The sequence below is a fragment of the Streptomyces sp. NPDC014006 genome (assembly GCF_043088925.1).
GTDB lineage: Bacteria > Actinomycetota > Actinomycetes > Streptomycetales > Streptomycetaceae > Streptomyces.
In genome coordinates this window covers 1-24361 of the sequence record NZ_JBICAJ010000004.1, presented here as the reverse complement: position 1 = coordinate 24361, position 24361 = coordinate 1, and the positions used below count along the sequence as shown (strand labels likewise).

Sequence of the window (24361 nt, the reverse complement as noted above, 5' to 3'; positions counted from 1 at the left end):
CCTCTTCCCGTCGGCTGGTTCCGGGGGTGCTCGGCAGGGGCGGCGGCCCGGTGGCAGGTCAGACCGGGAAGGCCGTCTGGGCCCGCGGCGGGGGATCGCCCGCGGCCAGGGGGTCGTCGCCGGTGAGACCGGCCGGGTCGGTCCGGAGGGGCTGCAGCGTGTCGAGGAGCACGCCGCAGCGCACACACGTGTCGCGCGAGCGTTCCCGCAGCCGGCGGACCCGCTCGTCGAAGTCCGGGCGCCGCTGCGGGAACTCGTCCCACAGCCGGTCCACCTCGGCCAGCAGCAGCCCGGCCTGCTCACGGGCCACACCGACCAGCGCGGGCGCGCCCAGTCGGCGGGCGAAGTCGAAGACCTTGCCGGAGTACGGCAGCGGCAGCACGGGCAGACCGGCCAGCGCGGCGAAGATCAGGAAGTGCAGGCGCATCCCGACCACCAGGTCGAGATGGCTCATGAAGCCGAGGACCTGGCCGGGGCTGTAGGTGTTGTGCAGGATGCGCCCGCGGTCGGGCGCGGTCATCCGGGACAGCACGCCGTGGGCGTGCCGGACGTCCTGGCGTTCCATCGGCACGAACACCACGTGCGCGTCGAGCCGGCGGACCAGGAAGTCGGCGACGTCGGCGAGCAGCGCGTGGTAGTCGCCCTCGTCCAGCTTCTCCGCCGCCCGGCCCGGCTCGCGCACCGACATGCCCACCAGCCGTACCCCGTCCGGGACGCCCTCCTGCCGCATCATCTGCTCGGTGAACGGCTCGGGGGGCAGCAGCAGGGCCGGATCGGCGGTGACGGTGAGGTCGCGGTCGATGCCGACCTCCTCCAGGACGAGCCGGGACTCCTCGTCGCGCACGACCACCTCCGCCATGGCCGGCAGCACCGCGCGCACCGCCGCCCGGTCCTCGGCCTCGCTCAGCGGCCCGGCGCCGACCGCGTAGGCGAACGTGGGCACGCCCCTGGCCTGCGCCGCGCCGACCAGCCGCAGATACCGGCGGGCCTCACCGTCGTACAGGATGCCGCCGCCGCCCAGCACAAGCAGATCGAGGCGGCCCAGCACGTCGAGCACCGGCTTTTGCGGGACGCCCTCCCAGCCGACGACCTCGTCGGCCTCCCCCTGGTGGGCGCGGGTGTGCTCGGCGTCGCGGCTGAACACGACGAGCCTCGCCTGCGGCCGCTGGGCGCGCAGACAGCTCAGGACGCAGGTGAGGATGGCTTCGTCGCCGGTGTTGAAGCCCCCGTAGGAGCCGAGCACGCCGATGCGTGGGCCGCCCCGGCCGGGCGGCGAGGGCTCGGTGATGGTCATCCGGACCTCCTCGGAACGCGACGGCGAGCACAGGCCGCCGGGCGCACTGGTGGTGCCGTCGGCACCGGGTTGCCTGCACCGCCCGGGGAAAACGCACCCCGCACACGGGTACCCGCGAGCCGTGGGCGATGTGTTCAGTGTGCGGGCGCGTGTGGCCGCCCGCGCGACGGGGCACTCGGGCCCGGCCCGACCGGCCGACCAGGGAGGATCTTCATGACGGTACCCCGCTACGACGACGAGGGCGAGGTTCCTCTCGGGGGGTACGCCGCGCTCGCGACGACCTTCACCGCAGGGGCCGCGCTCTTCGCGGCGGTCGCGCACCGCCGGGGTGTGCGGCCGCCCGAGCAGGTGCCGCCGTGGGACGTCGCCCTGATGGGTACGGCGGTGTTCAAGGCGTCCCGTCTGCTCACCCGGGACAAGATCACCAGTTTTCTGCGGGCGCCGTTCACCCGGCGCACCCGCCAGGGTGAGGGCAGCGAGGTGATGGACGAGCCGCGCGGCGGTGGGGCGCAGCGGGCCGTGGGCGACCTGGTGTCGTGCCCGTTCTGCACCTCGGCGTGGGTGGCGGGCGCGCTGGTGTGCTCCTATGCCGTCGCGCCACGCGGGACCCGGTTGGTGTGCGCGGGGCTGACCGCGGTCACGGCGGCGGACTTGCTGCAGTACGCGTGGACGTGGGCGCAGCAGAACGCCGAGGGCTGAGGGCGGTGGCCGAGCTGGCGGTGCTGGTGGGGCTCCAGGCGTCCGGCAAGACGTCGTTCTGCCGACGCTGCCTGAGCGACCATGTGCTGGTGAGCAAGGACCGCTTCCCGCGCTCGGCCCGGCACAAGCAGGCCCGGCAGATGCGGCTGGTCGAGGAGGCGCTGACCACCGGGCGGTCGGTGGCGGTGGACAACACCAACCCCTCGCCACAGGAGTGGCGTCCCCTCGTGGCCGCGGCGCGCTCGCAGGGGGCACGTGCCGTCGCGTACTGGTTCCCGCCGGACCTCGCGAGCTCGCTGCGCCGCAACGAGGTGCGCACGGGCCGCGCGCGGGTGCCCGACGTCGGCATCCACACCACGCTGCGGCGGCTGTGCCGGCCGGGGGCCGTCCACGGCTTCGACGCCGTGTACGACGTGCGGTTCGACGGGCGCGGCGGCTTCGTGGCGGGGACGGCCGACGGCAGCCGGGCGTGAGTCAGGCGGCGTGCACCGTGCGAGGCGCCGCCGGGACGCGGACGTCGCGCATCACGAAGCCGTCGGCGACCCTCGCCGGGAGGCGGCGCAGGGAGATCCTGAGGTCCTGCGGCGGCACCGCGTAGTCGAGGGCGGCCAGCCGCTGGGCCAGCGCTTCGAGCAGGCCGATGGTCAGGCCCTCGCCGGGGCAGCGGTGACCGGTTGCGGGGTCGCCCCCGCCCTGCGGGATCAGTTCGTCGCGGTCGACGACGTGCCGGCGGAACCGCTCGGGGCGGAAGGTGTACGGATCGCCCCACAGCCCGGCGTCGTGGTTCTGGCCGAAGACGTCGAGCAGGACCAGCCCGCCGGCCGGCACCGCCACCCCCTGCCAGGTCAGGTCACGGACGGCCACGCCGACGAGGTAGGGCGCGAAGGGGTAGAAGCGGCGCACCTCGTGCACCAAGGCGGCCGCGTAGGAGAGCTCGCCGCCGCGCAGCCGCTCCCGGTGCTGCGGCCACCGGTGCAGGGCGTGCGCGGCGTAGGCCACGAACCAGGCGACGGCGACCGTGGGGCGGACGACGTTCAGCAGTTCGACGGCGGCCGTGTGCGCGTCCAACTCCTCGCCGGTGGCCTCGCGGTGGTGGCAGACGGCCGCCAGCACCGAGCCCGCGGGAGCGTCGGTGCGCCCGGCGCGCACGTCCTCGACCAGCCGGGTGAACCGTTGCTCCTGCCGGCTGCGGGCGCGGCGGGCCCGCCAGTGCCGGGGGCCCGCGGTGGCGAAGCCGTCGACCATCGCCACCAGGTCGTGCGCGAGCCGCCCGGGCGCGCCGTCTTCCTCGTCGACCGGCACGCCCGCCCAGCGGCACACGCCGCGGGTGAGCACCTCGGCCACCGCGTCGAACAGCACCACCTGTTCGGCCGCGCCCCAGTCCCGTACGGCGTCGTCCCAGGCGGGGATCACGTGCTCGACGAGTGCGGTGATCCGGTCGGCGTGCAGCAGGGGCAGGAAGAGCCGTTTACGGGCGCGGTGGGCGTCACCGTCGAGGGTGTGTACGGCGCCGTGCCCGAACAGGGTGCTCAGAACGGGGCCGGGAAGCGCGCCGGAGCGGCGCACGTGGTCCTCGTCGTAGAAGAACCGCACCGCTTCCGGTCCGCGTACGGCGAGCGCGGGGCGGCCCAGGACCTGGGTGGCCGCCGCGCCGCCGGGGGCGTTCCGCAGCAGGCCGGGCAGCCAGGTGTAGCCCTGGGCGAGGGCCACGAGGGAGCGGTCGGGCAGGATGCGGTCGGTGACGTTCATGCGGGCCGGGTGCCCCGGTGGCCGGGCCGGAACACTGTCCCTGTGATCACACCGGTGTCTCGCGGCGGCTCACGCCGGTACGGTGCGGGCGCTCTCGGCCACGCGGACCAGTACGTCGTGCCGGAACAGCGCGCGTCCGCGCGCGATCCGCTCCGCGCGCTCGGGGCCGTCGGCGGTGAGCCGTTCGAGTGAAGCCAACAGGGCGGCTTCGTCAGCGGCCGCCTCGGACAGGCCGAGCGCCGCCATGCGCGCCACACCTTCCGCGCCGTGGCCGGGCACGGGCCGGTGGGCGACGACGGGCAGCCCCGCGGCGAGGGCCTGCACGGCGGTCTGGCCCGCCGCGTTGTCGACGAGGGCACGGGCCGTGTGCAGCAGCCCCGGCATGTCCTCGACCCAGCCCGGGGTCACAACGCCCGGCAGCTGGGCGCAGCGGGCGCGCAGCCGGTCGTTGCGGCCGCACAGGACGACCGGCAGAAAGCCCGCTCGCGCCAGCAGCCGGGCGGTGCCCGGCAGCCGGGAGGCAGCACCCCAGGCACCCGCCGACAGCACGACGGGCCGGTCACCATGGGCGTGCCGGGCGAAGCGCTCGCGCCAGCGGGCCGCGCCGGGCGCGCCGTCCCGGGCGGCGGCCGGGGGTGAGTCGTTCCCTGGTGCGAAGAAGGCCGGGGACACGACGGGGCCGGTCGCCTCGGCCGGGGTGCCGATGTCCTCGCGGACCTCGCGGGCGGCCTGCTCGGTGAGGCAGAAGTAGCGGTCGTTGCCGGCGTGCAGCCACTGGCGGTGGACCGCGAAGTCGACGAGGCACACGGTGCTCGGCACCTGCAGCAGACCGCGCTCCCGCAGATGGCCGGTGAGCTGCGCAGCGAGGTGGAACACGGGCACGACCACGTCGGCGCGCTCCACCCGCTCCAGGAGCCGTCCTGCCGCGAGCCGGGCCAGCGGCACCCCGCTCGGGCGCGGCCCGTCGCCGCGGCGCAGCAGCGCGCGGTAGACGCCTTCGTAGGCCCAGGGGGCGTGCAGGACGGAGGACCGGTAGGTCCGGCGCACCACCCCGCCCAACGGGTGCGGCAGCAGGCCGAGGACGTCCACGACGTCGGCCCGGTGGCCGCGTTCCCGCGCCCGGCGCACGAGTTCGGCGGCCACGGTGTCGTGGCCTGCGCCCATGCTCGCGCTGACGACCAGGATGCGCCGGGCTCCGCCGGTACCGGCGGTGGAGGTGTCGTTCACGTCTTCCGGCTGTCCCCCGCGCCGCCACCACCCAAACGGTGCCACGCGCGCGGCCGCCCTTGCGCCTGCTCACCCGCACAGCCAAGCCCCCGCGGCCGGGGCCGCGGGGGCCGCCCGAACGGGCAGGATCCGGGGCCCTCCCCGGGCCGCTGTCATCCGTTCCGCCCCGATTCGTTGGCGTTTTGGCAAGCTGGAGAAGGGATACTCCTCTCCGGCGTTCTCCGTCGCACTTCGAGGTCACCTGACATGCCCCGTGCCCCGCTCAGCGCCCGATCCGCCCACCAGACGCCCGCGGGCGTGCCGGGCCGGGTCGCCGATCCCGGGCTCCTCGGCGCCGACGGTCGGCCCGCGCACCGGGGCGTGGCCGTGGTGACCGGCGCGTCCTCGGGCATCGGTGCGGCCGTCGCCCGCCGGCTGGCCGCCGCCGGCGGCTGGTATCTGGTGCTCAACGGCCGCGACATGCTGCGTCTGGAGCGCGTCGCCGGGCAGGCGTCCGGTGCCGTCTTCCCGGCGGATCTGACCGCGCCCGGCACCGACCGCCGGCTGGCGGACTTCGTGCTGGACCGCACCGGCCGGGTGGACCTGCTGGTGGCGGGCGCGGGCATCGGCTGGGCCGGTGACTTCCGCACCATGCCGCCGCGCGCCATCCAGGACGTGATCGAGGTGGACCTCACCGCGACCATCGGCCTGGTGCGGCAGATGGTGCCGCACATGGTCCGGGCGGGGTCCGGACGGGTGGTGCTCGTCGGCTCCCTGGCAGGCGCCGTCGGGGTGCGCGGCGAGGCGGTCTACTCGGCCGCGAAGGCCGCGCTCGGCGTCTTCGCCGACGCGCTGCGCTACGAACTGAACGGCAGCGGAGTGCGGGTCAGCCATGTAATCCCCGGGGTCGTGGACACCCCGTTCTTCGAACGCCGCGGAGAGCCCTACCGGCGTGCGCGGCCCAAGCCGGTTCCGCCGGAACGGGTGGCGGACGCCGTGTGGCGGGCCGTCCGCCGGGACCTGGACGAGGTGTACGTCCCCGGCTGGCTGCGGCTGCCCGTACGGGTGCACGGCATGGCACCGGGCCTGTACCGGCGGCTCGCCGCCCGGTTCGGATGAACCGCGGAGTGAGCCGCGCGATGAACCGCACAGTGAACCGCGGGATGAAGCGCGGGACGAGTCACCGCACAAGCCTGCGCACGAACCTCCGGGAGACCGCCGGGTGAGCGCGCTCACCGTCGTCCTCGCGCTGCTCGCGGCGCTGTCCAACGCCTCCGCGTCCGTGTTCCAGCGGCGCGCCGCGGCCGAGGAGCGCGCGCACGGCGTCGGAGCCCGCGGTGCGCTGCGCCTGTTCGCCCACCTGCTGCGCCGGCCGTACTGGCTGGCCGGCTCGCTGCTGCTGCTCGCGTCCACGGTGCTGCAGGCGGCGGCGCTGGCCGGGGGCAGCCTGTCACTGGTGCAGCCGCTGCTGACCGCGGAACTGCTGTTCACGCTGGCGGTGGGCAGCGTGGTCTTCGGGCACCGGCCCGACCGGCGCACCTGGCTGGCGTTCTCGGCGCTCGCGGCCGGGCTGGCGCTGTTCCTTGGCACGGCCGCGCCGTCCGGGGCACGCACCACCGCCTCGCCGGGGCGCTGGCTGCTGGCCGGGGCGGTGGCCGTCGGCGTGGTGGCCGCACTGGCGCTGCCGGCCCGGACGGTGGCGGGCGCGCCGCGCGCGGCCCTGCTGGGCCTCGCGTCGGCGGTGTCCTTCGCGTGTACGGCCGCCCTGCTGAAGGAGGTCATGGGCCGGCTGTCGCAGGGGGTGGGCGCCGTCCTGCAGCAGTGGCCGCCGTACGCGACGGTCGTCGCCGGGGTCACGGCGTTCCTGCTGTTGCAGGGGGCGCTGCGGGCGGGCACGCTGGCGGCGTCGCAGCCCGCGCTGACCCTGGGCGACGCGCTGGCCAGCGTGGCACTGGGCTGGGCCCTGTTCCAGGAGCACATCGCGCTCGGCGTGCGGATCGTGCCGGAACTGATCGGCGTGACGCTGATCGGTCTGGGCAGCGTGGGCCTGGCACGGGCGCCGTCGGTCTCCGGCGCCTGGGACACCCCCCGGCAACCGAGCGAGGAGGCGAAGCGCCCATGAACCCCGCCGCCCTCAGCCGTACAGCCCTCCTCGGTGCCGTCGGGCTGGCGCTCGCGCACATCGGGCCCGCCGGAACCTGGCTGCCCGGGCCGCGGCGGCGCTGGCTGCCGGGGCTGGCCGGGGTGGGCCGTGCGGGGCACATCGCCCTCACCTTCGACGACGGCCCCGACCCGGTGTCCACTCCCCGCTTCCTGGACGCGCTGGACGAGCTGGAGGTGCGGGCGACGTTCTTCGTGCTGGGCGCGCGGGCGGCCGCGCACCCCGGTGTGCTGCGCGAGACCGTCCGCCGGGGCCACGAGGTCGCCGTGCACGGCTGGGCCCACGCCCGACCGTGGCTGCCGGCCCCGGTGCGTGACGCCCGGGACGTGCGGGCCGCCGTCGCGGCGGTGCGGGACCTGACGGGCTGCCGTCCGCGCTGGTACCGGCCGCCGTACGGGATCCTCACCTCCGGACGCTGGGCGGCCGCCCGCGCCGCCGGGCTGCGGCCGGTGCTGTGGAGCGCCTGGGGACTGGACTGGACGGCCGACGCGACCCCCGCTTCCGTGCGGGCGACGGTGGCGGCGCAGCTGCGCGGCGGGGGGACGATCCTGCTGCACGACTCCGACGTCACCTCGGCCCCCGGCTGCTGGCGGGCCGCGCTCGCCGCGCTCCCGGACATCGTCACCCGCTGCCGGCAGGCGGGCCTGACGGTGGGGCCGCTGCACGAACACGGGGTGGTGGACGGTTGGTGGGGCGGGGCACGGTTACTTGGTCGGCATGACTGACACACGGCCGCTCGCCCTGGTCACCGGGGCCTCCAGCGGCATCGGATTCGAACTCGCCCGGCAGTTCGCGCAGGCCGGCTTCGATCTGCTGGTGAACGCCGAGGACGACCGCCTCGACCACGCGGCGCAGCGGCTGCGGGAGACGGGCGCCTCGGTGCGGGCCGTGCGCGCGGATCTGCGGGACCCGGCGGGCGTCGACCGGCTGGTCGCGGCCACGACGGGTCTGGAGGTGGACGTGGCCGCGCTGAACGCGGGGGTGGGGCAGGGCGGCGCGTTCGTGGACACGGACCTGGCCGACGACCAGGCGGTGATCGACCTGAACGTGACGTCGACGGTCCGGCTGGCCAAGCCGCTGCTGCGGCAGATGGTGGCGCGCGGGGTGGGCCGGATGCTGTTCACGTCGTCGATCGCGGCGATGATGCCCGGCTCCTTCCAGCCGGTGTACAACGCCTCGAAGTCGTTCGTCCAGTCCTTCGCCCAGGCCCTGCAGGAGGAGCTGAAGGACAGCGGCGTCACCGTCACCTCGTTCCTGCCCGGACCGACGGAGACCGACTTCTTCCGCCGCGCCGGCATGACGGACACCCGGGTGGGCAGCGCGGACAAGGACGATCCCGCACAGGTCGCCGAGCAGGCGTTCGAGGCGGTGATGAAGGGCCGCAAGAAGGTCGTCACCGGGTCCCTGAAGACGAAGGCACAGGGCGTGGCCGACAAGGTCCTGCCCGACGCGGCCAAGGCCGCGGTGCACCGCAGGATGGCCGAGCCGGGGCACGGGGACGGCCCTGATGAGGAGGAACAATGAACGACCGACCGTCCGGTGCCGTGGACAGGGGCTTGCTCGGTACCTATCTCAACGACCACCTCGCGGGCGCCACGGCCGGGGTGGAACGCGTGCGGTACCTGACGCGGGCGCAGCAGGGCACCGAGCTCGGTGCGGCCCTGCGTCCGGTCGCCGCCGAGATCGACCAGGACCGCCGGAGCCTGGTGGAGATCATGCGGGCGGTGGACGTTCCGGTGCGCCGGTACAAGGCGTACGCGGGCTGGCTCAGCGAGAAGGCGGGCCGGCTCAAGACCAACGGCCGCCTGGTGCGCCGCTCCCCGCTGAGCACGCTGCTGGAGCTGGAGGTGCTGCGGCTGGCGGTGGAGGGCAAGGCGTCCGGCTGGCAGTCGCTGCGCCGCCTCACGGACGTCGAGCCGCGCCTGGACGCCGCCCGCCTCGACGTACTCCTGGAGCGGGCCGCGCGCCAGCAGCGCATCCTCGAGGACCTGCGCGCCCGGCAGACCGGAGAGACCTTCACCCACACGGGCTGAAGCCGAAGCCGTGCGGTCGGCCTGAGCGCCGGCGCCCGCACGGCGGGCGCCGGCGCTCTTGACCGGCCCGCGGTCAGGTGCTCAGCAGCAGTTGCGGTGACAGCACCTTGATCATCGTGTTGGTCCAGCGCATCTGACGCAGTGTCTGGGGATGGCAGGACGAGACGAATTCGAGCAGGCGCTCGTCCCGGGCTGCCTGTGCGGCCTGCCCGAGCATCTCCCAGTGGACGGAGTTGCGGCCGGCGGCCAGGTGCAGATCGCGCAGGTCGTTCAGGAGCAGCAGCCCGGTCTCGGGGCGCCGGCCGAGCGCCTCGGCGGCCTTCTCCCTGAGCGTGGCCAGGGCGCCGGGCGTCGGATGGTCGTGCGGGCCGGGCAGGTCGAGGCCGTAGTGGTGGCCGAGGGCGGCCAGACGGGTGCTGTGCTCGCGCGACCAGCGGGCGCAGTCGATGGCCACATGGCGGAACTCGTGTTCCGTACGGTGCCGTTCGGCGGCGGCCAGCAGGGCTTCCTCCAGATCGCGCTCCCCGTCGTGCAGGGCGCGCAGTGTCACGCTGATGCCGGTCATGTCCTGCTCCCTGCCTCGGTGCGGGCGCGCTCCGCGGTGTCGCGGCGGGCGACCAGGGTGACGCGGGCGGCGGCCGTCTTGAACAGCGGTTGCTTGGAAACGGGGTCCCAGTCGGTGATCGTCGTCTCGTTGGCGGCGCGGCCGGGTCCGTCGTCCGGCGGGCGGTGGCCCTGCGGGGTGTCCCAGTAGCCGTAGTGGAACGGCACGAAGACGGTGCCGTCGCGCATGGCGGTGGTGCGCAGCCGGGCGCGGATCGCGCCGCGCGGGGTGGTGACCTGGACGAGGTCACCGTCGGCCAGGCCCTGCCGGGAGGCCTCCTCGGGACTCATCTCGGCCCATACGTCGGGGGCGGCGGCGTTGAGTTCGGGGGCGCGGCCGGTCTTGGTGCGGGTGTGGAAGTGGTGGACGGTGCGCCCGGTGATCAGCAGCAGCGGGTGCTCCGGCGAGGTGCCCTCGTGCGGTGGGACGTACTCGGCGGCCTTGATCAGCGCCTTGCCGTCCGGGTTGAGGGAGCGGTACTCGACCGGCTCCATGGTGGCGCCGGTGACCAGGTCCTTGCCGAAGCTCTCGCAGGCCTCGGGGTGCGCGAAGGGGAAGCCGTCGGTGTAGAGGCGCGCGGTGCCCTCGGGGTGGTCGGGGGTGCACGGCCACTGGATGCCTCCGGCGCGCAGCCGGTCGTAGCTCAGGCCGGTGTAGTCGCACAGCCGTCCGGCGCTGCACCGCTGCCAGGCCGCGAAGGCCGACTCGGGGTCGTGCCAGGTGATCAGCGGGCCGCCGTCCTTGTCACGGAAGTCCATCCGCCGTGCGTACTCCAGGAAGATGTCCAGGTCCGGACGGGCCTCGCCGGGCGGTTCGACGGCCTTCTCCGACAGGTGCACGGTGCGGTCGGCGTTGGTGAGGGTGCCGGTCTTCTCGCCCCAGGTCGCCGCGGGCAGGACCACGTCGGCGAGCTGGGCGGTCTCGGTGAGGAACAGGTCCTGCACGACCACGAACAGCCGCTCCTGGGCCAGGATCGAGCGGATGCGAGCAAGTTCGGGAAGGGAGACGGCGGGGTTGGTGCCGGAGATCCACAGCATGCGGATCGAGCCCTGCTCGGCGTAGCGGTACATCTGCATCGCATGGGTGGGCGGCCCGTAGTGCGGGATCGTCTCGGGGGTGACGTTCCACAGCCGGGCCAGCTCGGCGACGTGCTCGTCGTTCTGCCAGTTGCGGAAGCCCGGCAGGTCGCCATTGGCGCCGCACTCGCGGGTGTTCTCGGCGCTGGGCTGGCCGTTCATCTGGAGCAGTCCGCAGCCGGTGCGGCCGAGCATGCCGCGGATCAGGTGGAGGTTGTTGACCTGGACGGCGGCGGCGGTGGCCTGGTGGGACTGGTAGACGCCCTGCAGGACGGTGGAGGTGAGGCGCTCGGCGCCGCCGAGGATCTCCGCCGCACCCTGGATGGCGGCGGCCGGTACGTCGCAGATGCCGGCGGCCCAGCGCGGGGTGCACGGCTCGACCATGGCGGCCAGTTCCTCGAAGCCGACGGTGTGGCGCTCGAGATAGTCCCGGTCGATGCGGCCGGTGCGGATGATCTCGTGCAGCAGGGCGTTGAGCAGCGCCACGTTGGTGCCGGGGCGCGGGGCGAGGTGGATCTCGGCCCTGCGCGCCACCGCCGTATGGCGTGGGTCGACGCACACCAGGCGGGGCGGCGCCGAACCCTCCAGGCGGTCCAGGACACGCGCCCACAGCACGGTCTGCGTCTCGGCCATGTTGTGCCCGAACAGCGCGAGCGTGTCGCAGTGGTCGATGTCCTCGTAGGAGCCGGGCTGCCCGTCGCAGCCGAAGGTCTCCTTCAGCGCCTCCCCGGCGGTGGCGGTGCACAGCCGGGTGTTGCCGTCGAGGTGGTTGGTGCCGATGCCGGCCCGGGCCAGCACAGCGAGGGTGTAGTACTCCTCGAGGAAGAGCTGGCCGGTGGTGTAGAAGCCGATCGAGCCGGGCCCCTTGTCGGCCAGCAGCTCCTTGCTGCGGGCCACGACGCGCTCCATCGCGGTGTCCCAGTCCGTCTCGACGAGCCGCCCGCCCTGGCGCACCAGGGGGCGGGTGAGCCGGTCCGGGGAGTTGTTGGCCTGCCAGCCGTACAGGTCCTTGGGACCCAGGCGGCCGCGGTTGACCCGGTCGCCGGGCCGGCCCCGCACCCCGACGATCCGGCCCCGCGCCACGGCGATGTCCATGGCGTCACCGTTGGAGTGCAGCACCGAGGCAGCGGGAACCCAGCGTTCCACCTGGTCCTCGGTGATCCCGTCGGCCAGGTGCTGGTCGGTGCGCTGCGGCCAGGGGCTGCCGGGCGCAAAGGGGGTCCGGGCCCCCCAGGGGTCCTGGACACGGTCTGCGGGTCGGGACACGGTACACCTCCGCGAGCGGGTGGGACGCGCGACGAGTACCCTCCGGGCCTTTCTCTTCACCTCCTGGGGCGGCGCCGCGCCAGGCACTCACCCGCGTGGTCCGCACGAGTCGCGGCGGTGCCGGGAGCGGCACAGGATCGGACGCAGATTCCCGTTTTCCGCTGTCCCGCGAAGGAGACGTGCGCAGGATGACCACGACCTCAGAACGACCGCCGGCACGGCAGGTGTCGCAGCGGGTCTCCCAGTCCGTGTTCGACGGCTCCAGACTGCGGGTCGTCCTGCTGGTGGACGTCAACGACGGCGCCCAGCAGCAGTTCCTGGAGGCCTACGAACAGCTGTGCAGCCATGTCGCGTCCGTGCCGGGGCACATCAGCGAGCAGCTGTGCCAGTCGATCGAGAACCCCTCCCAGTGGCTCATCACGAGCGAGTGGGAGAGCGCCCCGCCGTTCCTCGCCTGGGTCAACAGCGAGGAGCACGTGCGGATGGTGCGGCCGCTGCACGGCTGCGTCCGGGACACCCGCTCGCTGCGCTTCCACGTCGTCCGCGAGACCGGGTCCGAGCCGGCCGTCGTGGCTCCCACGGCTCAGCTTCAGGCCTCGCCGCGGATCGGTGACGGCATCATCCGGCACGCGCTGACCTTCACGGTCAAGCCGGGCACCGAGGAGGTCGTCGCCAAGATCCTCGCCGACTACGCCTCGCCGGAGCCGCGCGTCGACGACACCACCCGGCTGTGCCGCACGTCCCTGTTCATGCACGGCAACCGGGTCGTGCGGGCCATCGAGGTGCGCGGCGACCTGCTCGCGGCGCTGCGTCACGTGGCGCGCCAGCCGCAGGTGCGGGCGGTGGAGGAGGCCATCAACCCGCATCTGGAGCAGGACCGGGATCTCGACGACCCCGACTCGGCGCGGGTGTTCTTCACACGCGCCGGGCTGCCGGCCGTCCACCACGTCACGACGGACCAGGGGCTGCGGGAGGCGGAGGGCGAGCGGCACGCGCTGTACTACCCGGCCCGGCCGGGCGAGGGCATGCGGCTGGCGCAGCTGCTCGCGCAGCGGGACGAGGCGGCGGCGGAGGACCCGAAGAGCCCGGTCCTGCGCTCCACGATCTTCCAGCGCGACGAGATCGTGGTACGGCTGCTCGACGTGCGCGGCGGTCTGGAGGCCGACCCCGCCCGGGTCCTCGGTCTCACCGACGCGCGGCAGGTCGCTGATCTGACGACGCTGCTGGACAGCGAGGGCGCCGTGGCCGACGGCGTGGACCTGCGTCACGTGGTGGCGCTGGCCCGGATGGAGCCGATCACGGACCGCCGCTCGCCGCAGGAGTGACGCGGGCCGACGCACACGACGGAGGCGGGACCCGAGCGGTCCCGCCTCCGTCGTGTGCCGTGTGGCCCGCCGGTCAGCCGGCCACGGTGCAGTCGAAGGCGTGCAGATACGGGTTGACGGGGCTGATGTCGTCGATGACGAGCCCTGCGGCCGTCAGCCGGCGCACCATGCTGTCGGTGGTGTGCTTGGCGCCGCCGACGTTCAGCAGCAGGAGCAGGTCCATGGCGGTGCTGAACCGCATCGACGGGGTGTCGTCGACGAGGTTCTCGATCGCCACGACCCGGGCGCCGGGACCGCCGGCCTCGACGACGTTGCGCAGGCACCGCGCAGTGCTCTCGTCGTCCCACTCCAGGATGTTCTTGATGATGTAGACGTCCGCCTGCACCGGGATGGCGACCCGGCAGTCGCCGGCGACGATGTCCACCCGGTCGGCGAGGGCGCCGCCCTTGCGCAGCCGCGGGTCGGCGTTCTCCACCACGCCCGGCAGGTCGAGCAGGGTGCCCCGCATCGCCGGGTACTTCTCCAGGAAGCCGGCGACCACGTGTCCCTGGCCGCCGCCGATGTCGGCCACCGACTTGCTCCCCGACAGGTCGAGAAGTCGTGTGACGTCCTGCGCCGACTGGCGGCTGGAGGTCGTCATGGCCTGGTTGAAGACGGCCGCCGACTCCGGGGCGTCCTCGTGGAGATAGGTGAAGAACTCCTTGCCGTACAGCTCCTCGACGACGTTGCGGCCGGTGCGCACGGCCTCGTCGAGCAGCGGCCAGGCGTCCCAGGTCCACGGTTCGGTGCACCACAGGGTGATGGCCCGCAGGCTGTGCGGATCGTCCTCGCGCAGCAGCCGGGACATCTCGGTGTGCGCGAAGGTGCCGTCGGCCTGCTCGGCGAAGACGCCGTAGCAGGTCAGGGCCCGCAGCAGGCGCCGCAGCGGCTTGGGCTCGGTCTTCACCGCGGCCGCGAGGTCCTCCACGGCCGTCGGGTTCTCCCCCAGCGCGTCGGCGACGCCCAGCCGGGCGGCCGCGCGGAGGGCGGCGGCGCACGCCGCCCCGAACACGAGCTCCCTGAGCCGCATGGGCGGCGGTGGGGCGGTCTGTGCGGTCGTCATGCGCCGCCTTCCTTCCTGTCCGGATTTCACCGGGCGTCGCGTCCTGGGATCAGCACAGGCCCGCGGGCCGGGAGGCCGCGCATGTGTTGCCCGTGAAGGTGTTGTTCTTGGCGGTGTCGTTGTTGACCAGGTCGGCCGGGGCGTTGCCCGACAGCTTGTTGTCCCTGATCGTGTTCCGCTCGCTGGTGGCGCCCACCATGCTCTTGAAGAGCACGATGCCGCCGGACAGCGGCGAGGCGCCCGCGTTGCCCGTGACCTCGTTGCCGGTCACCAGGACCTTCTCGGCGCCGGTCAGCACGATGCCGGAGCCCTGCAGGGCGGGCAGCCGCTCGGTCTTGGGGCAGGACTTGTTGTTCTCCGCGATGCGGTTGTCGGCCACCGTCAGGTCGCCGGCCTTGGGCTTGTTCTCGTCGCCGACGACGAAGACGCCCGCGCAGTTGCCGCTGATGCCGTTGTGCGCGACGGCCAGGTTGCGCAGCCGGCGCACGGTGACACCGATCCGGTTGTCCTGCAGCCGGTTGTACTCGACGACCGTGCCCTGGGTGTTCGTCGCGCCCGCCTCGGTGGTGATGGTGTTGGCGAGGAACAGGCCGGCGTCGCCGTTGCCCCGGGCGGTGTTGTGGACGAACACGCCGCGCACGGAGCGTTCCTGGGCGATGCCCCAGACGCCGTTCTTCACCGCGCTCACCCGGCGCACCGTCAGTCCGTCGGTGGCCATGGCGAACACACCGGACTTGGGGAACCCGGTCACGGTGAGGGAGGCGACGGTGACGCCCTTGAGGTTGTGGTGCTTGTTGCCGATGACGCAGATGCCGTTGCCGTTGGCGGCACAGCCGGTCGTCGCCCTGGTGGTGGCCGGCTTGATCACCGTGTCGCGGCCCATGCCACGCAGGGTCAGGTCGGCCGTGCGCACCGTGACGCTCTCGTGGTAGGTGCCGGGGGCGATGAGGACGGTGTCCCCGGCGCGGGCTGCGTCGACGGCCTTCTGGATGGACTGCCCGGGATGCACCACGTGCGTGTGCGGCTGAGGCGCGGGCGGGGCCGCGCCGATTCCGGCGCCGGCGAGCACAGCGGTGCAGGCCAGGTAGGAGAAGTGGCGTTTCATCATATGTGGCACGGTATGACCGACGTGGGCGCGAGGCCGGTCGTTCGTCCGTCCGGTGGCGTGTCACGCGCCCCCGTTCGCCCGTTCGCCCGACCGCGCTTCTCGCGCCCTCGCTCGCCCGACGGTGTTTCCCGCGCCCCTCGCTCGTCCGACGGTGCTTGTCGCGCCGCCGTCCGCCCATGACGCTCCGCGCGCCGCCGGGCCCGGCCCCGCCCCGCGCCGGCCGGGGGGGCGGCTTGCCAGTCAGCGTGTCGTCGCGGTGACCGACGTCCAGGTGGCGGGTCCCGCACTGCACGGTCCGCCCTTGTGCAGCGCCAGCCGCCGCCCGGCGACGTCGAGCGCGACCGTGGCGAGCGTCGGCCAGCGGCTGCCCGGCTCCCCGCCGTCCGGGGCGTGGCAGCAGACCTGAGCGCCGTCCTCGTCGCCGTGCGCGGTGAGCAGCTCGCCGGGACCGGCGGGGGCCGCACGGCCGAGCACACGCCGACTGAGGACGCGGTGGCGGTCGTACGTCTCCGGCTCCCGTCGGCCGCGCAGTTCGCCGGCGGCGAGGCCGGGCGCGAGGAAGTGGTTGGTGCGCACCAGCCATCCCTCCGCGTCGGGGTGGACGACCGCGCTGCCGGCCGGGCTCAGCTCGACGGACGCCGTCCGGTCGGCGGTGACCACGGTGAGCACGGTGGAGGCGGAGACGGGGGCGTCCGCGAGCAGGGCGAGGGCGTGTTCGAAGGAGCCCGCCTCCCCCAGAACCCGCCGGGCGACCAGGTGGACGGGCACCGCGCCCACCCCGTCGTCCTGGTGTCCGAGGATGTTGAAGAGCACGCCGACCCCGGCGTCGTTGACTCCGATCTTGGCGAGGATGCCGTGCGGTGATGCCGGCGAAGCTGTGCGCGCCGCCGGTGACGGTCTGGAGGTGCCAGGCGTCGGCCAGTTCCTCGTGCCAGTCCCAGCACTGACAAGCCGACGGTTCGCGGATTCTCGAGCTGGAATCGCAGAAAACCGGAGGGAGACTTGGCGCGCGCTGGTGGAGCAGCCGACGGGTTCGGCACCAACCTTGGGAGAGCGTTCGTCCAGTCGGGTGTGGGTCAGGTGGCAAACCGCCACGAGTACACCCGACCCAAGGCGATCAAGGCCCTACGCGAGATTGACGCCGCAGGCACGGCCATGACCTTCGACATCGTGACCCGCGCGGCCGGCGTCTCAAGATCTTGGCTCTACACCCAGCCCGACCTGCGAGCCGAGATCGAACGCCTGCGGACCGAACGACCGAGCCTCCGTCGACCCGGTTCCCACCCGGCAGCGAGCCTCCGACGCTTCGCTCATCCGCCGCCTGGAGGCCGCCAACGAACGCAACCGCCGCCTCCCCGAGGAGAACTGCCAGCTCCGAGAACAACTCGCCCACGCGCTCGGCGACCTCCGCGCCGCCAGGCTCCAGAGCCAGGTTCGGCAGTGATCGGGCCCTGCTGACAGGCCGCTGAGCAGTGTCGTGAGCTACCTCATGGACACTGTCCTCGCCGGATCACCCCAGGTCAGCGAGGCACAGCATGTCGCAGCTCAAGATAACGACGGTTTGTCGAAGCTGATGTTCCCTCGGGTATGCGGTGGCCGACCGGCCTCATGCTGCTCTTGGCAATGAAGCGACTGCACGGACGTCTCTTGCAACAACTAGTTTGTAATGCAAAGCTGACTGCGTGACAGACGCATCGGTGCCCTCGCAAGGCACGCCTCATGAAGTCCTCGCCGGCCTCGTTGACCTGACCCGGCGGGTCCGTGCCGCCCAGCGCGGCGCCTGGTTCCCCCTCCTGCTGTTCGGCGTGCTCACGCTGGGCGCAATCGTGGCGAGTCGTCTCACTTTCAGGATCGAGTCCGTTCCCTGCCCCGCCGACGACCCCACGGCAGGCACCGGATGCACTGCGGTCACGCAGGGCTCGCCGGCCTACTGGCCCGTCGGGCTAGCCCTCGCCTACGCCGCGACGGCGTTCTTCTACATCCGCCGCTCCCGCAACCGCGGCGTAGGCACCCCGGTCCGGCCCTACATCCTCACCGGGATCGTCCTCGGCGGCCTGGTGACCGCCACCACGCTCTGGGCCATCCGCCACGGGATGCCGAAGCCCGGCCAGCCGCTCGACCTCTGGGGCCTGCACCTCGACCCCGCCTCAAGGGCGGCGGTGCTCCTCCACCGCCTCATCGGGAACGCCACAACCATCGGGCTGCCGCTGCTGGTGCTGTGCTGGGTGGAACGCAGCCGCGCCCTGCTGCTCCTCACCGCCGTGTACCTGGCCATCGATCTGGTGCCGCTCACCAACGGCTGGGCCGGGATCCCCTACACCTCGCCCTGGTCATCCCTGCCCCACTACGGCGTCCAAGGCATCCTCCTCCTGCTCGGCGCCCTCGGCTTCGGCCTGGCCGAGCTGCCCGCTAAGCGCGCCCGCTCATGAGCGAGCAGACCGACCAGCACCCCGTCAACGGCTTGGACGACGTTGTCCATCAGCGCGTCCGCCTCGGCATTCTCACCGTCGCCCACCAGGCCCGCCGTGTCGAGTTCGGCTTCCTGCGGACCACGCTCGGGCTCACCGCCGGAAACCTCAGCCAGCACCTGGCCACCCTGGAGAAGGCCGGGCTGATCGACATCGAGAAGGGCTACGAGGGCAAACGCGCCCGCACCTGGCTCTCCCTCACCCCCGCCGGCGCCCAGGCCCTCCAGGACGAAGTCAGCCAACTCAAGCGGCTCATCCACCAGATCGAACAGGGCAGCTCAGACCCACAGCCCTAGCCGGTATCGCCCGGGAACTCCTCCGTGCGCCGCGACCGGCTCGCGCTGGTCGCGGCGCACGTGTGCAGCATGCCCAACACCATCCAAAAGACCGGAGAAGACCTGTGACCACGACATCGGTCACCACCCGAACGCACATGACGCGCCGTCGCGTACTCGCGGCAGCGCTCATCACCGGCCTTGGGGCTACCGTGCCGCTCGGCGCCGCATCCCGCGCGTGGGCGGCTCCTACCGCCTCCGGCCCGGCACGACTCACCCTGCCTGCGCCCACCGGACCGTACCCGGTGGGCACGGTGCCACTCCACCTCATCGACACCTCACGTCCGGACCCCGCGGCCGGTCGCGGGCACCACCGCGAGCTGATGGCCGGCGTCTGGTACCCCGCTTGCAAGACGGAGAACCTGCCGCGGGCTCCCTGGATGATTTAGTCGGGTCATACGGAGACCACCTTTTCGGTGACGATGGGTACCAGGGTTGGCCTGTCCGTGGCGGGGACGTACTCGACAGCGCCCCGTGATTTTCGGTGGGAATGGGCACCGTTTCGACGGGTTCAGGAGCCACTGATCGGGTGACCTGCCGGTCGGGGCGGAGTGTCTCGGGGGATGCCAGCGCGGGAGTGTCGATAGCTTGTTGGTGCGGGCCCTGGGCTGCCTCCCTGACAAGATGCGGCGAGGGGCTCGCACCTGGTATGCCTCGGGGGCAGATGCCGTGGAGTTGTTCGAGGAGGGGCCGGGACAGCCGGACTGGCGGGGTGCAGCAGGGGGCAGGACGATGCGGTCTTTCATCGCAGCCCCGGCTATGTTCCGATGGGGGTATGAGCGGACTGATGCGCGAGGGTTACCAAGGAACCGGGCCGGGCGCAATCACGCCGGACGGGTGTGCAGTCGAGCTGTATGGGCGGCTCCCCGTGGGCGACGAGCCCGACATTATCCAACGGGCAGTTCCCGCCAAGGTCCATATCCTCGAGCTGGGATCTGGCGTGGGCCGCATGACGCATCCGCTGGTGGAACGGGGCTTCACCGTAACTGCCGTCGATGAATCTCCCCAGATGCTTGAGCGGGTCCACGGCGCCCGGACGGTCTGCAGTCCGATCGAGGAGCTGGAGCTCGACGCACGCTTTGATGTGGTGTTGCTGGGGTCGTTCCTTGTTCACGCCGGTGACCCGCAAGTGCGCCAGGGACTGCTGCGGACCTGCCGACAGCATGTCACTGACGACGGCTGCGTGCTGATCCAGCGAGAGAGCGAGGATCGGCACGAGAACCTGCCAAAAGAGAGGAAGATCGCTGGCGGTCTCGTCCGGGTGGTGTCCTCCGATCCGGTGGGTCCAGGCGTGCGGTCCGTCCACGTCGAATACGTCTTCTCGGACGCGCGGTGGACCCAGACGTTCCTGTCACGCCCCCTGACCACCAATGCCTTCGAGCTTGCTTTGAGCGAGGCAGGGCTTGCCGTCGATGCATACCTGACTGACGACCGCACCTGGGTACGAGCTCTGCCAGTCACCGGTCAGCCGTAGTTCAATGGCCAAGACGGCCACCGCGACCCACGGTTGACACTGAGCTCGCCGACGAGGAGGCGCGCACCAGAGCTGCTGGGTCGTCACTTCGTTGCTGGGAAGAGGGATTCCTGGGTGGTCTGGAAGCGGTAGGACTCGGTGCCGGTCTGGATGAGGGTGCAGCGGAAGGTAATCCGGTCGGCGATGGCCGCGCAGAGGCGGGCGTCCCCGAAGGTCTTGTCCCACTCGGTGAACGGGGAGTTCGTGGCAACTGCGGTGGCCTTGCACTCCTCGCGTTCGGTGAAGATTTGGAACAGCAGCTTGGCGCCTTTGCGGTCCAGGGCCAGATACCCGAACTCGTCCAGGCACAGAAGGTCGATCTTGCTGTAGCGGGCGATCACCGAGGAGAGCTGCCGACTGGCGTCGGCCTCGGCGAGTTCGTTCACCTGGTCTCGCGGGTGGCGATCGGGTTCAGCAGCCGGTCGTACTTGCTCATCTCCGGCAGCGTCGTGCGTGGATCGGGCGGCAGGCGGCGCGCGTGCAGCGAGATCACCCTCGCCCCGGCCGCCTCCTGGCCCGCGCTCTCGCCGCCCCGTCATCGTGTACTCGCATGGCGCGGGCAGCCACCGCGGCGACCACACCATCATGGTCCAGGAACTCGCCAGCCACGGCTACGTCGTGGTCACCGTCGACCACACCTACGACACGTTCACCGAGTTCCCCGACGGCCGGGTGCTCGTCCCAGCCGACTTCCCCCCGATGTTCCCGAGGGACTTCGCCGCGGACCTCCGGTTCCTGCTCGAGTGCGTGGAGCAGCTCGCCGCCGGGCGCAGCCCTGACGTCGACGGAAAGACCCTGCCCCAGGGCCTGCTCGGTGCCCTCGATCCGCAGCGCATCGGCGCGTTCGGCTGGTCGAAGGGCGCCACCGCCACCGCGCTCACCATGCTCGCCGACCAGCGCGTGCGCGCCGGACTCGGCATCGACGGCCCGATGCAGCCGACCATCACCGCCGATCTGGACCGGCCGTTCATGATGATGACCGCCGACTTCACCCGGGCCGGCATGCCGGACGTCACCGAGTTCTGGATGCATCTGCGCGGTTGGCGGCTGAACGTCCAGGCCGAGGGGGCCGTCCACAAGCCGTACGGCGACGACGCGACGCTGATCCCGCAAGCGGGCAAGATCCTCGGCATGACCGACCAGCAGATCCAGGACATGATCGGCACCCTCGATCCGGCCCGGGCGGTACGGATCCAGCAGGCCTACCCACTCGCGTTCTTCGACCAGCAGCTGCGGCACCGCAGAGGGTGCCTCCTCGACGGCCCGAGCCCGGCCTTCCCAGAGGTGAAGTTCATCCGGTGAAGCGTTGGACCGCGCGGTGCGCGGTCCAGCCAGGGCCGCCGGAAAACGCCGTCCCCGTCCGGCCGTGGCCTTCGCAAGGGCGGCCACCCGCGCGCGCAGCCCATCCCTCGCGTGATCGGCGCTTCTACCGCTGGCCGTTGTCCTCCTCGTGGGTCGAGGGTTCGCGCAGCGGCCTGCGGCCGGCCTCCTGCGGGCGGAAGAACGCGTAGCGGCCGAGGAAGTTGATGTGGTCGAACTGGAGTGGTGAAAGGCGGGCAAGGAGGTCGTCGGGCCGGGGACTGCCGATCAGGCTGGGGTGGGCTCTGGCCCGAATCGGTGTGGGTGGGCTGCTCTGACGTACTTCAGTGCGGTCGTGTCGGAGATTCCGAAGACGCGCATCAGGTGCACGGGGTCGGCAGTTTCGTGTGCCTCATCGAGCAGCCGGTCGATGAGGAGCGTCCGGGGCTGGATGGCACGGTGCTGGACGGCCGCCCGACTCACCGGAGCGCGCGGCTGTAGCCCAGCCGAATCGCGCCGGACGGCCCTCGCCGCGAAGCATGCGGCGGGCGCTGTTCCGGCGTGTTCCCGGATGCGCCCCTCGTCAGTTCGCCGAGCCGCCCTCCACCAGCCGGCGCAGTGCGGGCAGCAGTGCCTCCAGGTCCTGGCCGCTGCGGAAGGCGACGACGGTCGTACCGCCCTCGGGGCCGCTCCCGTCGGACGCGGGCGCCGGGAACAGGGCGAGCACCTCACCCATCGCCTCGTCGACCTCCGCGACCGGGTCGGCGGACTCGCCGCGCAGCCAGCGGCGCAGCACGTGGTTGTGGGCCGCGACGACGGCCGCCGCCATCAGTTCGGCCCGCAGGGACGCCGCCGTCGTGGGGTCGCCCATCCATTCCGCGATGAACTCGCGGAACAGCCGCTGATAGCGCGCCACGCTGGCGATCTCCCGGTCCCGCAGCGCGGACACCTTGCTGGTCAGGGCGTACCGCCGGCGCGCGAGGTCCCCTTCCTCCAGGTAATGCAGCAGCACCAGGCGCACCGCGTCCGACACCGCGACGAGCGCCGTGCGGTGGCTGGAGGTGGCCAGCCGCTCCCGGATCAGGTCGAGCAGCCGGTCGTGGTCGGGGAAGATCACCGCTTCCTTCGACCGGTAGTGCCGGAAGAACGTGGTCCGTCCCACTCCGGCCCTCTCGGCGATGTCGTCGACGGTGGTCTGCTCGTATCCGCGCTCGTCGAAGAGGGCGAAGGCGGCGTCCGCGAGTCGGATCCGCGCGGGTGGCTTGCTCATGACCCCACATCCTCTCCCGTCCCGATGGCCGGACGGCTCTTGCCCCCGCCAACGGTACTGAGTACCGTTTAGTGTATATCGAGTACCAGAGGAGGATCCGGCGTGGATTCCGTTGCACAGAGCGAGTCAGGTCTGCCGATCCGGCCCGTCTACGACGGACCGGCCCTGTCGCAGGCCGAAGCGGACGCCAGGCTAGGCGCGCCGGGCCGGTTCCCGTTCACCCGGGGCGTGTATCCGACGATGTACACGGGCCGCCCGTGGACCATGCGGCAGTACGCCGGTTTCGGCACGGCGAAGGAGTCCAACGAGCGCTACCACGAACTGGTGGCCGCGGGCACGGGCGGCCTGAGCGTGGCCTTCGACCTGCCGACCCAGATGGGCTACGACTCCGACGAGGCGATCGCCCGCGGCGAGGTCGGCAAGGTCGGCGTGGCGATCGACTCCATCGACGACATGCGCACGCTCTTCCAGGGTCTGCCGCTGGGCAAGGTGTCGACGTCCATGACGATCAACGCCCCCGCCTCCACGCTGCTCCTGCTGTACCAGCTCGTCGCGGCCGAACAGGGCGTTTCCGGCGACCGGTTGACCGGGACGATCCAGAACGACGTGCTCAAGGAGTACATCGCCCGCGGCACCTACATCTTCCCGCCGAAGCAGTCCCTGCGGCTGATCAGCGACATCTTCGGCTACTGCCACAAGGAACTGCCGCGCTGGAACACCATCTCCATCTCCGGCTACCACATGGCCGAGGCCGGGGCGACGCCCGTTCAGGAGATCGCCTTCACCCTGGCCAACGCCAAGGAGTACGTGCGCGCCGCGCTCGCGGCCGGCCTGGACGTGGACGACTTCGCGCCGCGCCTGTCCTTCTTCTTCGTCGCCCGCACCACGCTGCTGGAGGAGATCGCGAAGTTCCGTGCCGCCCGCCGCATCTGGGCGCGGATCATGCGCGACGAGTTCGGCGCGAAGAACCCCAAGTCGCAGATGCTGCGCTTCCACACCCAGACCGCCGGTGTGCAGCTCACCGCCCAGCAGCCCGAGGTGAACCTGGTCCGGGTGGCCCTCCAGGGCCTCGGTGCGGTCCTCGGCGGCACCCAGTCCCTGCACACCAACTCCTACGACGAGGCCATCGCCCTGCCCACGCAGAAGGCCGCCCGCCTCGCCCTGCGCACACAGCAGGTCATCGCCTACGAGACCGACGTGACCAAGACGGTCGACCCCTTCGCCGGGTCCTACGTCGTGGAGTCGATGACGGACGACATCGAGGCGGCCGCCCTGGAGCTGATCCAGGCCGTGGAGGACCGCGGCGGCGCGGTCGCCGCGATCGAGCAGGGCTTCCAGAAGTCCGAGATCGAGAAGTCGGCGTACCGCATCGCGCTGGAGATCGATCACCAGGAGCGCACCGTCGTCGGGGTCAACAAGTACGTCCTCGACGAGGAGGAGCCCTACGAACCGCTCCGCGTCGACCCACAGATCGAGAGCGACCAGTGCGAACGCCTCGCGGTGCTGCGAGCGGAGCGCGACAACGACGCCGTCGAGCGGGCCCTCGACGACCTGCGGGCCGCCGCGCGGGGCACGGACAACGTGCTGCCCCCGATGCGGGAGGCCCTGCGGCAGCGCGCCACCGTCGGCGAGGTGTCCCACGCCCTGCGCGACGTGTGGGGCGTGCACGTCCCGCACGACACGTTCTGATCAGCCCAAGTCCCGGTGGAGCGAGAGAAAGTCCTGGTGGAGCGAGAAGTGAACGACATCGACATCCGTACGACCGCGGGCAAGCTCGCGGATCTGCAGCGCCGTATCGAGGAAGCGACGCACGCCGGCTCGGAACGCGCCGTCGAAAAGCAGCACGCCAAGGG

General features: G+C 72.3%; 23 protein-coding genes. 13 read left to right on the top strand and 10 right to left on the bottom strand.

Annotation, left to right across the window (positions count from 1 at the left end):
- Positions 1–58: 58 nt before the first annotated feature.
- A complete protein-coding gene (locus tag ACF1GV_RS15325; RefSeq protein WP_391680477.1) occupies positions 59–1294 on the bottom strand; it encodes a polysaccharide pyruvyl transferase family protein in 1236 nt (411 codons plus the stop codon).
- A gap of 213 nt (positions 1295–1507) precedes the next feature.
- On the opposite strand from ACF1GV_RS15325, the gene ACF1GV_RS15320 reads away from it, so the two are divergent.
- Together ACF1GV_RS15320 and ACF1GV_RS15315 are read left to right on the top strand one after the other, a co-directional pair.
- Positions 1508–1993 (top strand): DUF1360 domain-containing protein, encoded by a 486-nt coding sequence (locus ACF1GV_RS15320; protein ID WP_391680476.1) that lies wholly within the window; start codon positions 1508–1510, stop codon positions 1991–1993.
- Entirely contained in the window at positions 1966–2466 is a 501-nt protein-coding gene (locus ACF1GV_RS15315; RefSeq protein WP_391680475.1) for an AAA family ATPase, read from the top strand. Before ACF1GV_RS15320 ends, ACF1GV_RS15315 begins: the two co-directional genes overlap by 28 nt.
- Position 2467: 1 nt before the next feature.
- On the opposite strand, the gene ACF1GV_RS15310 is transcribed toward ACF1GV_RS15315, so the two are convergent.
- Together ACF1GV_RS15310 and ACF1GV_RS15305 are read right to left on the bottom strand one after the other, a co-directional pair.
- Positions 2468–3742, bottom strand: coding sequence for a cytochrome P450 (locus tag ACF1GV_RS15310; protein WP_391680474.1), 1275 nt, complete (start codon positions 3740–3742; stop codon positions 2468–2470).
- Positions 3743–3811: 69 nt separating this feature from the next.
- Positions 3812–4906 carry a galactosyldiacylglycerol synthase gene (locus tag ACF1GV_RS15305; protein ID WP_391681585.1) on the bottom strand — a complete coding sequence of 365 codons (1095 nt, stop codon included), beginning with the start codon at positions 4904–4906 and terminating at the stop codon, positions 3812–3814.
- 309 nt (positions 4907–5215) lie between these two features.
- Between ACF1GV_RS15305 and ACF1GV_RS15300 the strand changes: the two genes are divergently transcribed.
- The 5 genes from ACF1GV_RS15300 to ACF1GV_RS15280 all read left to right on the top strand — a co-directional run bounded on the left by ACF1GV_RS15300 (position 5216) and on the right by ACF1GV_RS15280 (position 9142).
- Positions 5216–6067, top strand: a complete 852-nt coding sequence (locus ACF1GV_RS15300) for an SDR family NAD(P)-dependent oxidoreductase (protein WP_391680473.1) — start codon at positions 5216–5218, stop codon at positions 6065–6067.
- Between the two features lie 103 nt (positions 6068–6170).
- A complete protein-coding gene (locus tag ACF1GV_RS15295) occupies positions 6171–7070 on the top strand; it encodes a DMT family transporter (protein ID WP_391680472.1) in 900 nt (299 codons plus the stop codon).
- Positions 7067–7834 carry a polysaccharide deacetylase family protein gene (locus ACF1GV_RS15290; RefSeq protein WP_391680470.1) on the top strand — a complete coding sequence of 256 codons (768 nt, stop codon included), beginning with the start codon at positions 7067–7069 and terminating at the stop codon, positions 7832–7834. The genes ACF1GV_RS15295 and ACF1GV_RS15290 overlap by 4 nt, the downstream gene beginning before the upstream one ends.
- A complete protein-coding gene (locus ACF1GV_RS15285; protein WP_391680468.1) occupies positions 7827–8633 on the top strand; it encodes an SDR family NAD(P)-dependent oxidoreductase in 807 nt (268 codons plus the stop codon). Before ACF1GV_RS15290 ends, ACF1GV_RS15285 begins: the two co-directional genes overlap by 8 nt.
- Positions 8630–9142, top strand: coding sequence for a hypothetical protein (locus tag ACF1GV_RS15280; RefSeq protein WP_391680467.1), 513 nt, complete (start codon positions 8630–8632; stop codon positions 9140–9142). The genes ACF1GV_RS15285 and ACF1GV_RS15280 overlap by 4 nt, the downstream gene beginning before the upstream one ends.
- 73 nt (positions 9143–9215) lie before the next feature.
- On the opposite strand, the gene ACF1GV_RS15275 is transcribed toward ACF1GV_RS15280, so the two are convergent.
- Both ACF1GV_RS15275 and ACF1GV_RS15270 read right to left on the bottom strand, forming a co-directional pair.
- Entirely contained in the window at positions 9216–9707 is a 492-nt protein-coding gene (locus tag ACF1GV_RS15275; protein ID WP_391680465.1) for a hypothetical protein, read from the bottom strand.
- Entirely contained in the window at positions 9704–12088 is a 2385-nt protein-coding gene (locus tag ACF1GV_RS15270; protein ID WP_391680464.1) for a molybdopterin oxidoreductase family protein, read from the bottom strand. Before ACF1GV_RS15270 ends, ACF1GV_RS15275 begins: the two co-directional genes overlap by 4 nt.
- A gap of 188 nt (positions 12089–12276) precedes the next feature.
- Here ACF1GV_RS15270 and ACF1GV_RS15265 point away from each other — a divergent pair, with 188 nt between their 5' ends.
- Positions 12277–13413: a SchA/CurD-like domain-containing protein gene (locus ACF1GV_RS15265; RefSeq protein WP_391680463.1), complete on the top strand. Its 1137-nt coding sequence runs from the start codon at positions 12277–12279 to the stop codon at positions 13411–13413.
- Positions 13414–13486: 73 nt separating this feature from the next.
- Here ACF1GV_RS15265 and ACF1GV_RS15260 read toward each other — a convergent pair whose 3' ends face one another.
- From ACF1GV_RS15260 to ACF1GV_RS15250, 3 genes are all read right to left on the bottom strand, one after another.
- Positions 13487–14515 (bottom strand): methyltransferase, encoded by a 1029-nt coding sequence (locus tag ACF1GV_RS15260; protein WP_391680462.1) that lies wholly within the window; start codon positions 14513–14515, stop codon positions 13487–13489.
- Positions 14516–14564: 49 nt separating this feature from the next.
- Positions 14565–15623, bottom strand: coding sequence for a nitrous oxide reductase family maturation protein NosD (locus ACF1GV_RS15255; RefSeq protein ID WP_391680461.1), 1059 nt, complete (start codon positions 15621–15623; stop codon positions 14565–14567).
- Positions 15624–15863: 240 nt separating this feature from the next.
- Positions 15864–16718 carry a C45 family autoproteolytic acyltransferase/hydolase gene (locus tag ACF1GV_RS15250; protein WP_391680460.1) on the bottom strand — a complete coding sequence of 285 codons (855 nt, stop codon included), beginning with the start codon at positions 16716–16718 and terminating at the stop codon, positions 15864–15866.
- 587 nt (positions 16719–17305) lie between these two features.
- Between ACF1GV_RS15250 and ACF1GV_RS15245 the strand changes: the two genes are divergently transcribed.
- From ACF1GV_RS15245 to ACF1GV_RS15235, 3 genes are all read left to right on the top strand, one after another.
- Entirely contained in the window at positions 17306–18052 is a 747-nt protein-coding gene (locus tag ACF1GV_RS15245; protein WP_391680459.1) for a hypothetical protein, read from the top strand.
- On the top strand, positions 18049–18387 hold the full coding sequence (locus tag ACF1GV_RS15240) for a transcriptional regulator (RefSeq protein ID WP_319753895.1): 339 nt from the start codon (positions 18049–18051) through the stop codon (positions 18385–18387). Before ACF1GV_RS15245 ends, ACF1GV_RS15240 begins: the two co-directional genes overlap by 4 nt.
- Before the next feature lie 814 nt (positions 18388–19201).
- Positions 19202–19900: a class I SAM-dependent methyltransferase gene (locus tag ACF1GV_RS15235; RefSeq protein ID WP_391680458.1), complete on the top strand. Its 699-nt coding sequence runs from the start codon at positions 19202–19204 to the stop codon at positions 19898–19900.
- An 83-nt stretch (positions 19901–19983) separates the two neighbouring features.
- Here the strand turns inward: ACF1GV_RS15235 and ACF1GV_RS15230 are convergent, their stop codons facing one another.
- On the bottom strand, positions 19984–20325 hold the full coding sequence (locus ACF1GV_RS15230; protein WP_391680457.1) for an ATP-binding protein: 342 nt from the start codon (positions 20323–20325) through the stop codon (positions 19984–19986).
- Positions 20326–20392: 67 nt separating this feature from the next.
- On the opposite strand from ACF1GV_RS15230, the gene ACF1GV_RS15225 reads away from it, so the two are divergent.
- Positions 20393–21241 (top strand): alpha/beta hydrolase family protein, encoded by an 849-nt coding sequence (locus tag ACF1GV_RS15225; protein ID WP_391680455.1) that lies wholly within the window; start codon positions 20393–20395, stop codon positions 21239–21241.
- A gap of 580 nt (positions 21242–21821) precedes the next feature.
- On the opposite strand, the gene ACF1GV_RS15220 is transcribed toward ACF1GV_RS15225, so the two are convergent.
- Entirely contained in the window at positions 21822–22508 is a 687-nt protein-coding gene (locus ACF1GV_RS15220; protein ID WP_391680453.1) for a TetR/AcrR family transcriptional regulator, read from the bottom strand.
- A 102-nt stretch (positions 22509–22610) separates the two neighbouring features.
- Between ACF1GV_RS15220 and ACF1GV_RS15215 the strand changes: the two genes are divergently transcribed.
- On the top strand, positions 22611–24197 hold the full coding sequence (locus ACF1GV_RS15215) for a methylmalonyl-CoA mutase (protein WP_391680451.1): 1587 nt from the start codon (positions 22611–22613) through the stop codon (positions 24195–24197).
- The last annotated feature ends 164 nt before the right edge of the window (positions 24198–24361 follow it).

What these genes read in the sequence shown, in the direction of transcription:
- ACF1GV_RS15300 (WP_391680473.1), top strand. Translation starts at nt 5,216, where the DNA reads ATGCCCCGTGCCCCGCTCAGCGCCCGATCCGCCCACCAGACGCCCGCG.
- ACF1GV_RS15265 (WP_391680463.1), top strand. Translation starts at nt 12,277, where the DNA reads ATGACCACGACCTCAGAACGACCGCCGGCACGGCAGGTGTCGCAGCGG.
- ACF1GV_RS15235 (WP_391680458.1), top strand. Translation starts at nt 19,202, where the DNA reads ATGAGCGGACTGATGCGCGAGGGTTACCAAGGAACCGGGCCGGGCGCA.
- ACF1GV_RS15325 (WP_391680477.1), bottom strand. Translation starts at nt 1,294, where the DNA reads ATGACCATCACCGAGCCCTCGCCGCCCGGCCGGGGCGGCCCACGCATC.
- ACF1GV_RS15290 (WP_391680470.1), top strand. Translation starts at nt 7,067, where the DNA reads ATGAACCCCGCCGCCCTCAGCCGTACAGCCCTCCTCGGTGCCGTCGGG.
- ACF1GV_RS15310 (WP_391680474.1), bottom strand. Translation starts at nt 3,742, where the DNA reads ATGAACGTCACCGACCGCATCCTGCCCGACCGCTCCCTCGTGGCCCTC.
- ACF1GV_RS15260 (WP_391680462.1), bottom strand. Translation starts at nt 14,515, where the DNA reads ATGACGACCGCACAGACCGCCCCACCGCCGCCCATGCGGCTCAGGGAG.
- ACF1GV_RS15275 (WP_391680465.1), bottom strand. Translation starts at nt 9,707, where the DNA reads ATGACCGGCATCAGCGTGACACTGCGCGCCCTGCACGACGGGGAGCGC.
- ACF1GV_RS15240 (WP_319753895.1), top strand. Translation starts at nt 18,049, where the DNA reads ATGAGCGAGCAGACCGACCAGCACCCCGTCAACGGCTTGGACGACGTT.
- ACF1GV_RS15280 (WP_391680467.1), top strand. Translation starts at nt 8,630, where the DNA reads ATGAACGACCGACCGTCCGGTGCCGTGGACAGGGGCTTGCTCGGTACC.
- ACF1GV_RS15255 (WP_391680461.1), bottom strand. Translation starts at nt 15,623, where the DNA reads ATGATGAAACGCCACTTCTCCTACCTGGCCTGCACCGCTGTGCTCGCC.
- ACF1GV_RS15305 (WP_391681585.1), bottom strand. Translation starts at nt 4,906, where the DNA reads ATGGGCGCAGGCCACGACACCGTGGCCGCCGAACTCGTGCGCCGGGCG.
- ACF1GV_RS15320 (WP_391680476.1), top strand. Translation starts at nt 1,508, where the DNA reads ATGACGGTACCCCGCTACGACGACGAGGGCGAGGTTCCTCTCGGGGGG.
- ACF1GV_RS15285 (WP_391680468.1), top strand. Translation starts at nt 7,827, where the DNA reads ATGACTGACACACGGCCGCTCGCCCTGGTCACCGGGGCCTCCAGCGGC.
- ACF1GV_RS15220 (WP_391680453.1), bottom strand. Translation starts at nt 22,508, where the DNA reads ATGAGCAAGCCACCCGCGCGGATCCGACTCGCGGACGCCGCCTTCGCC.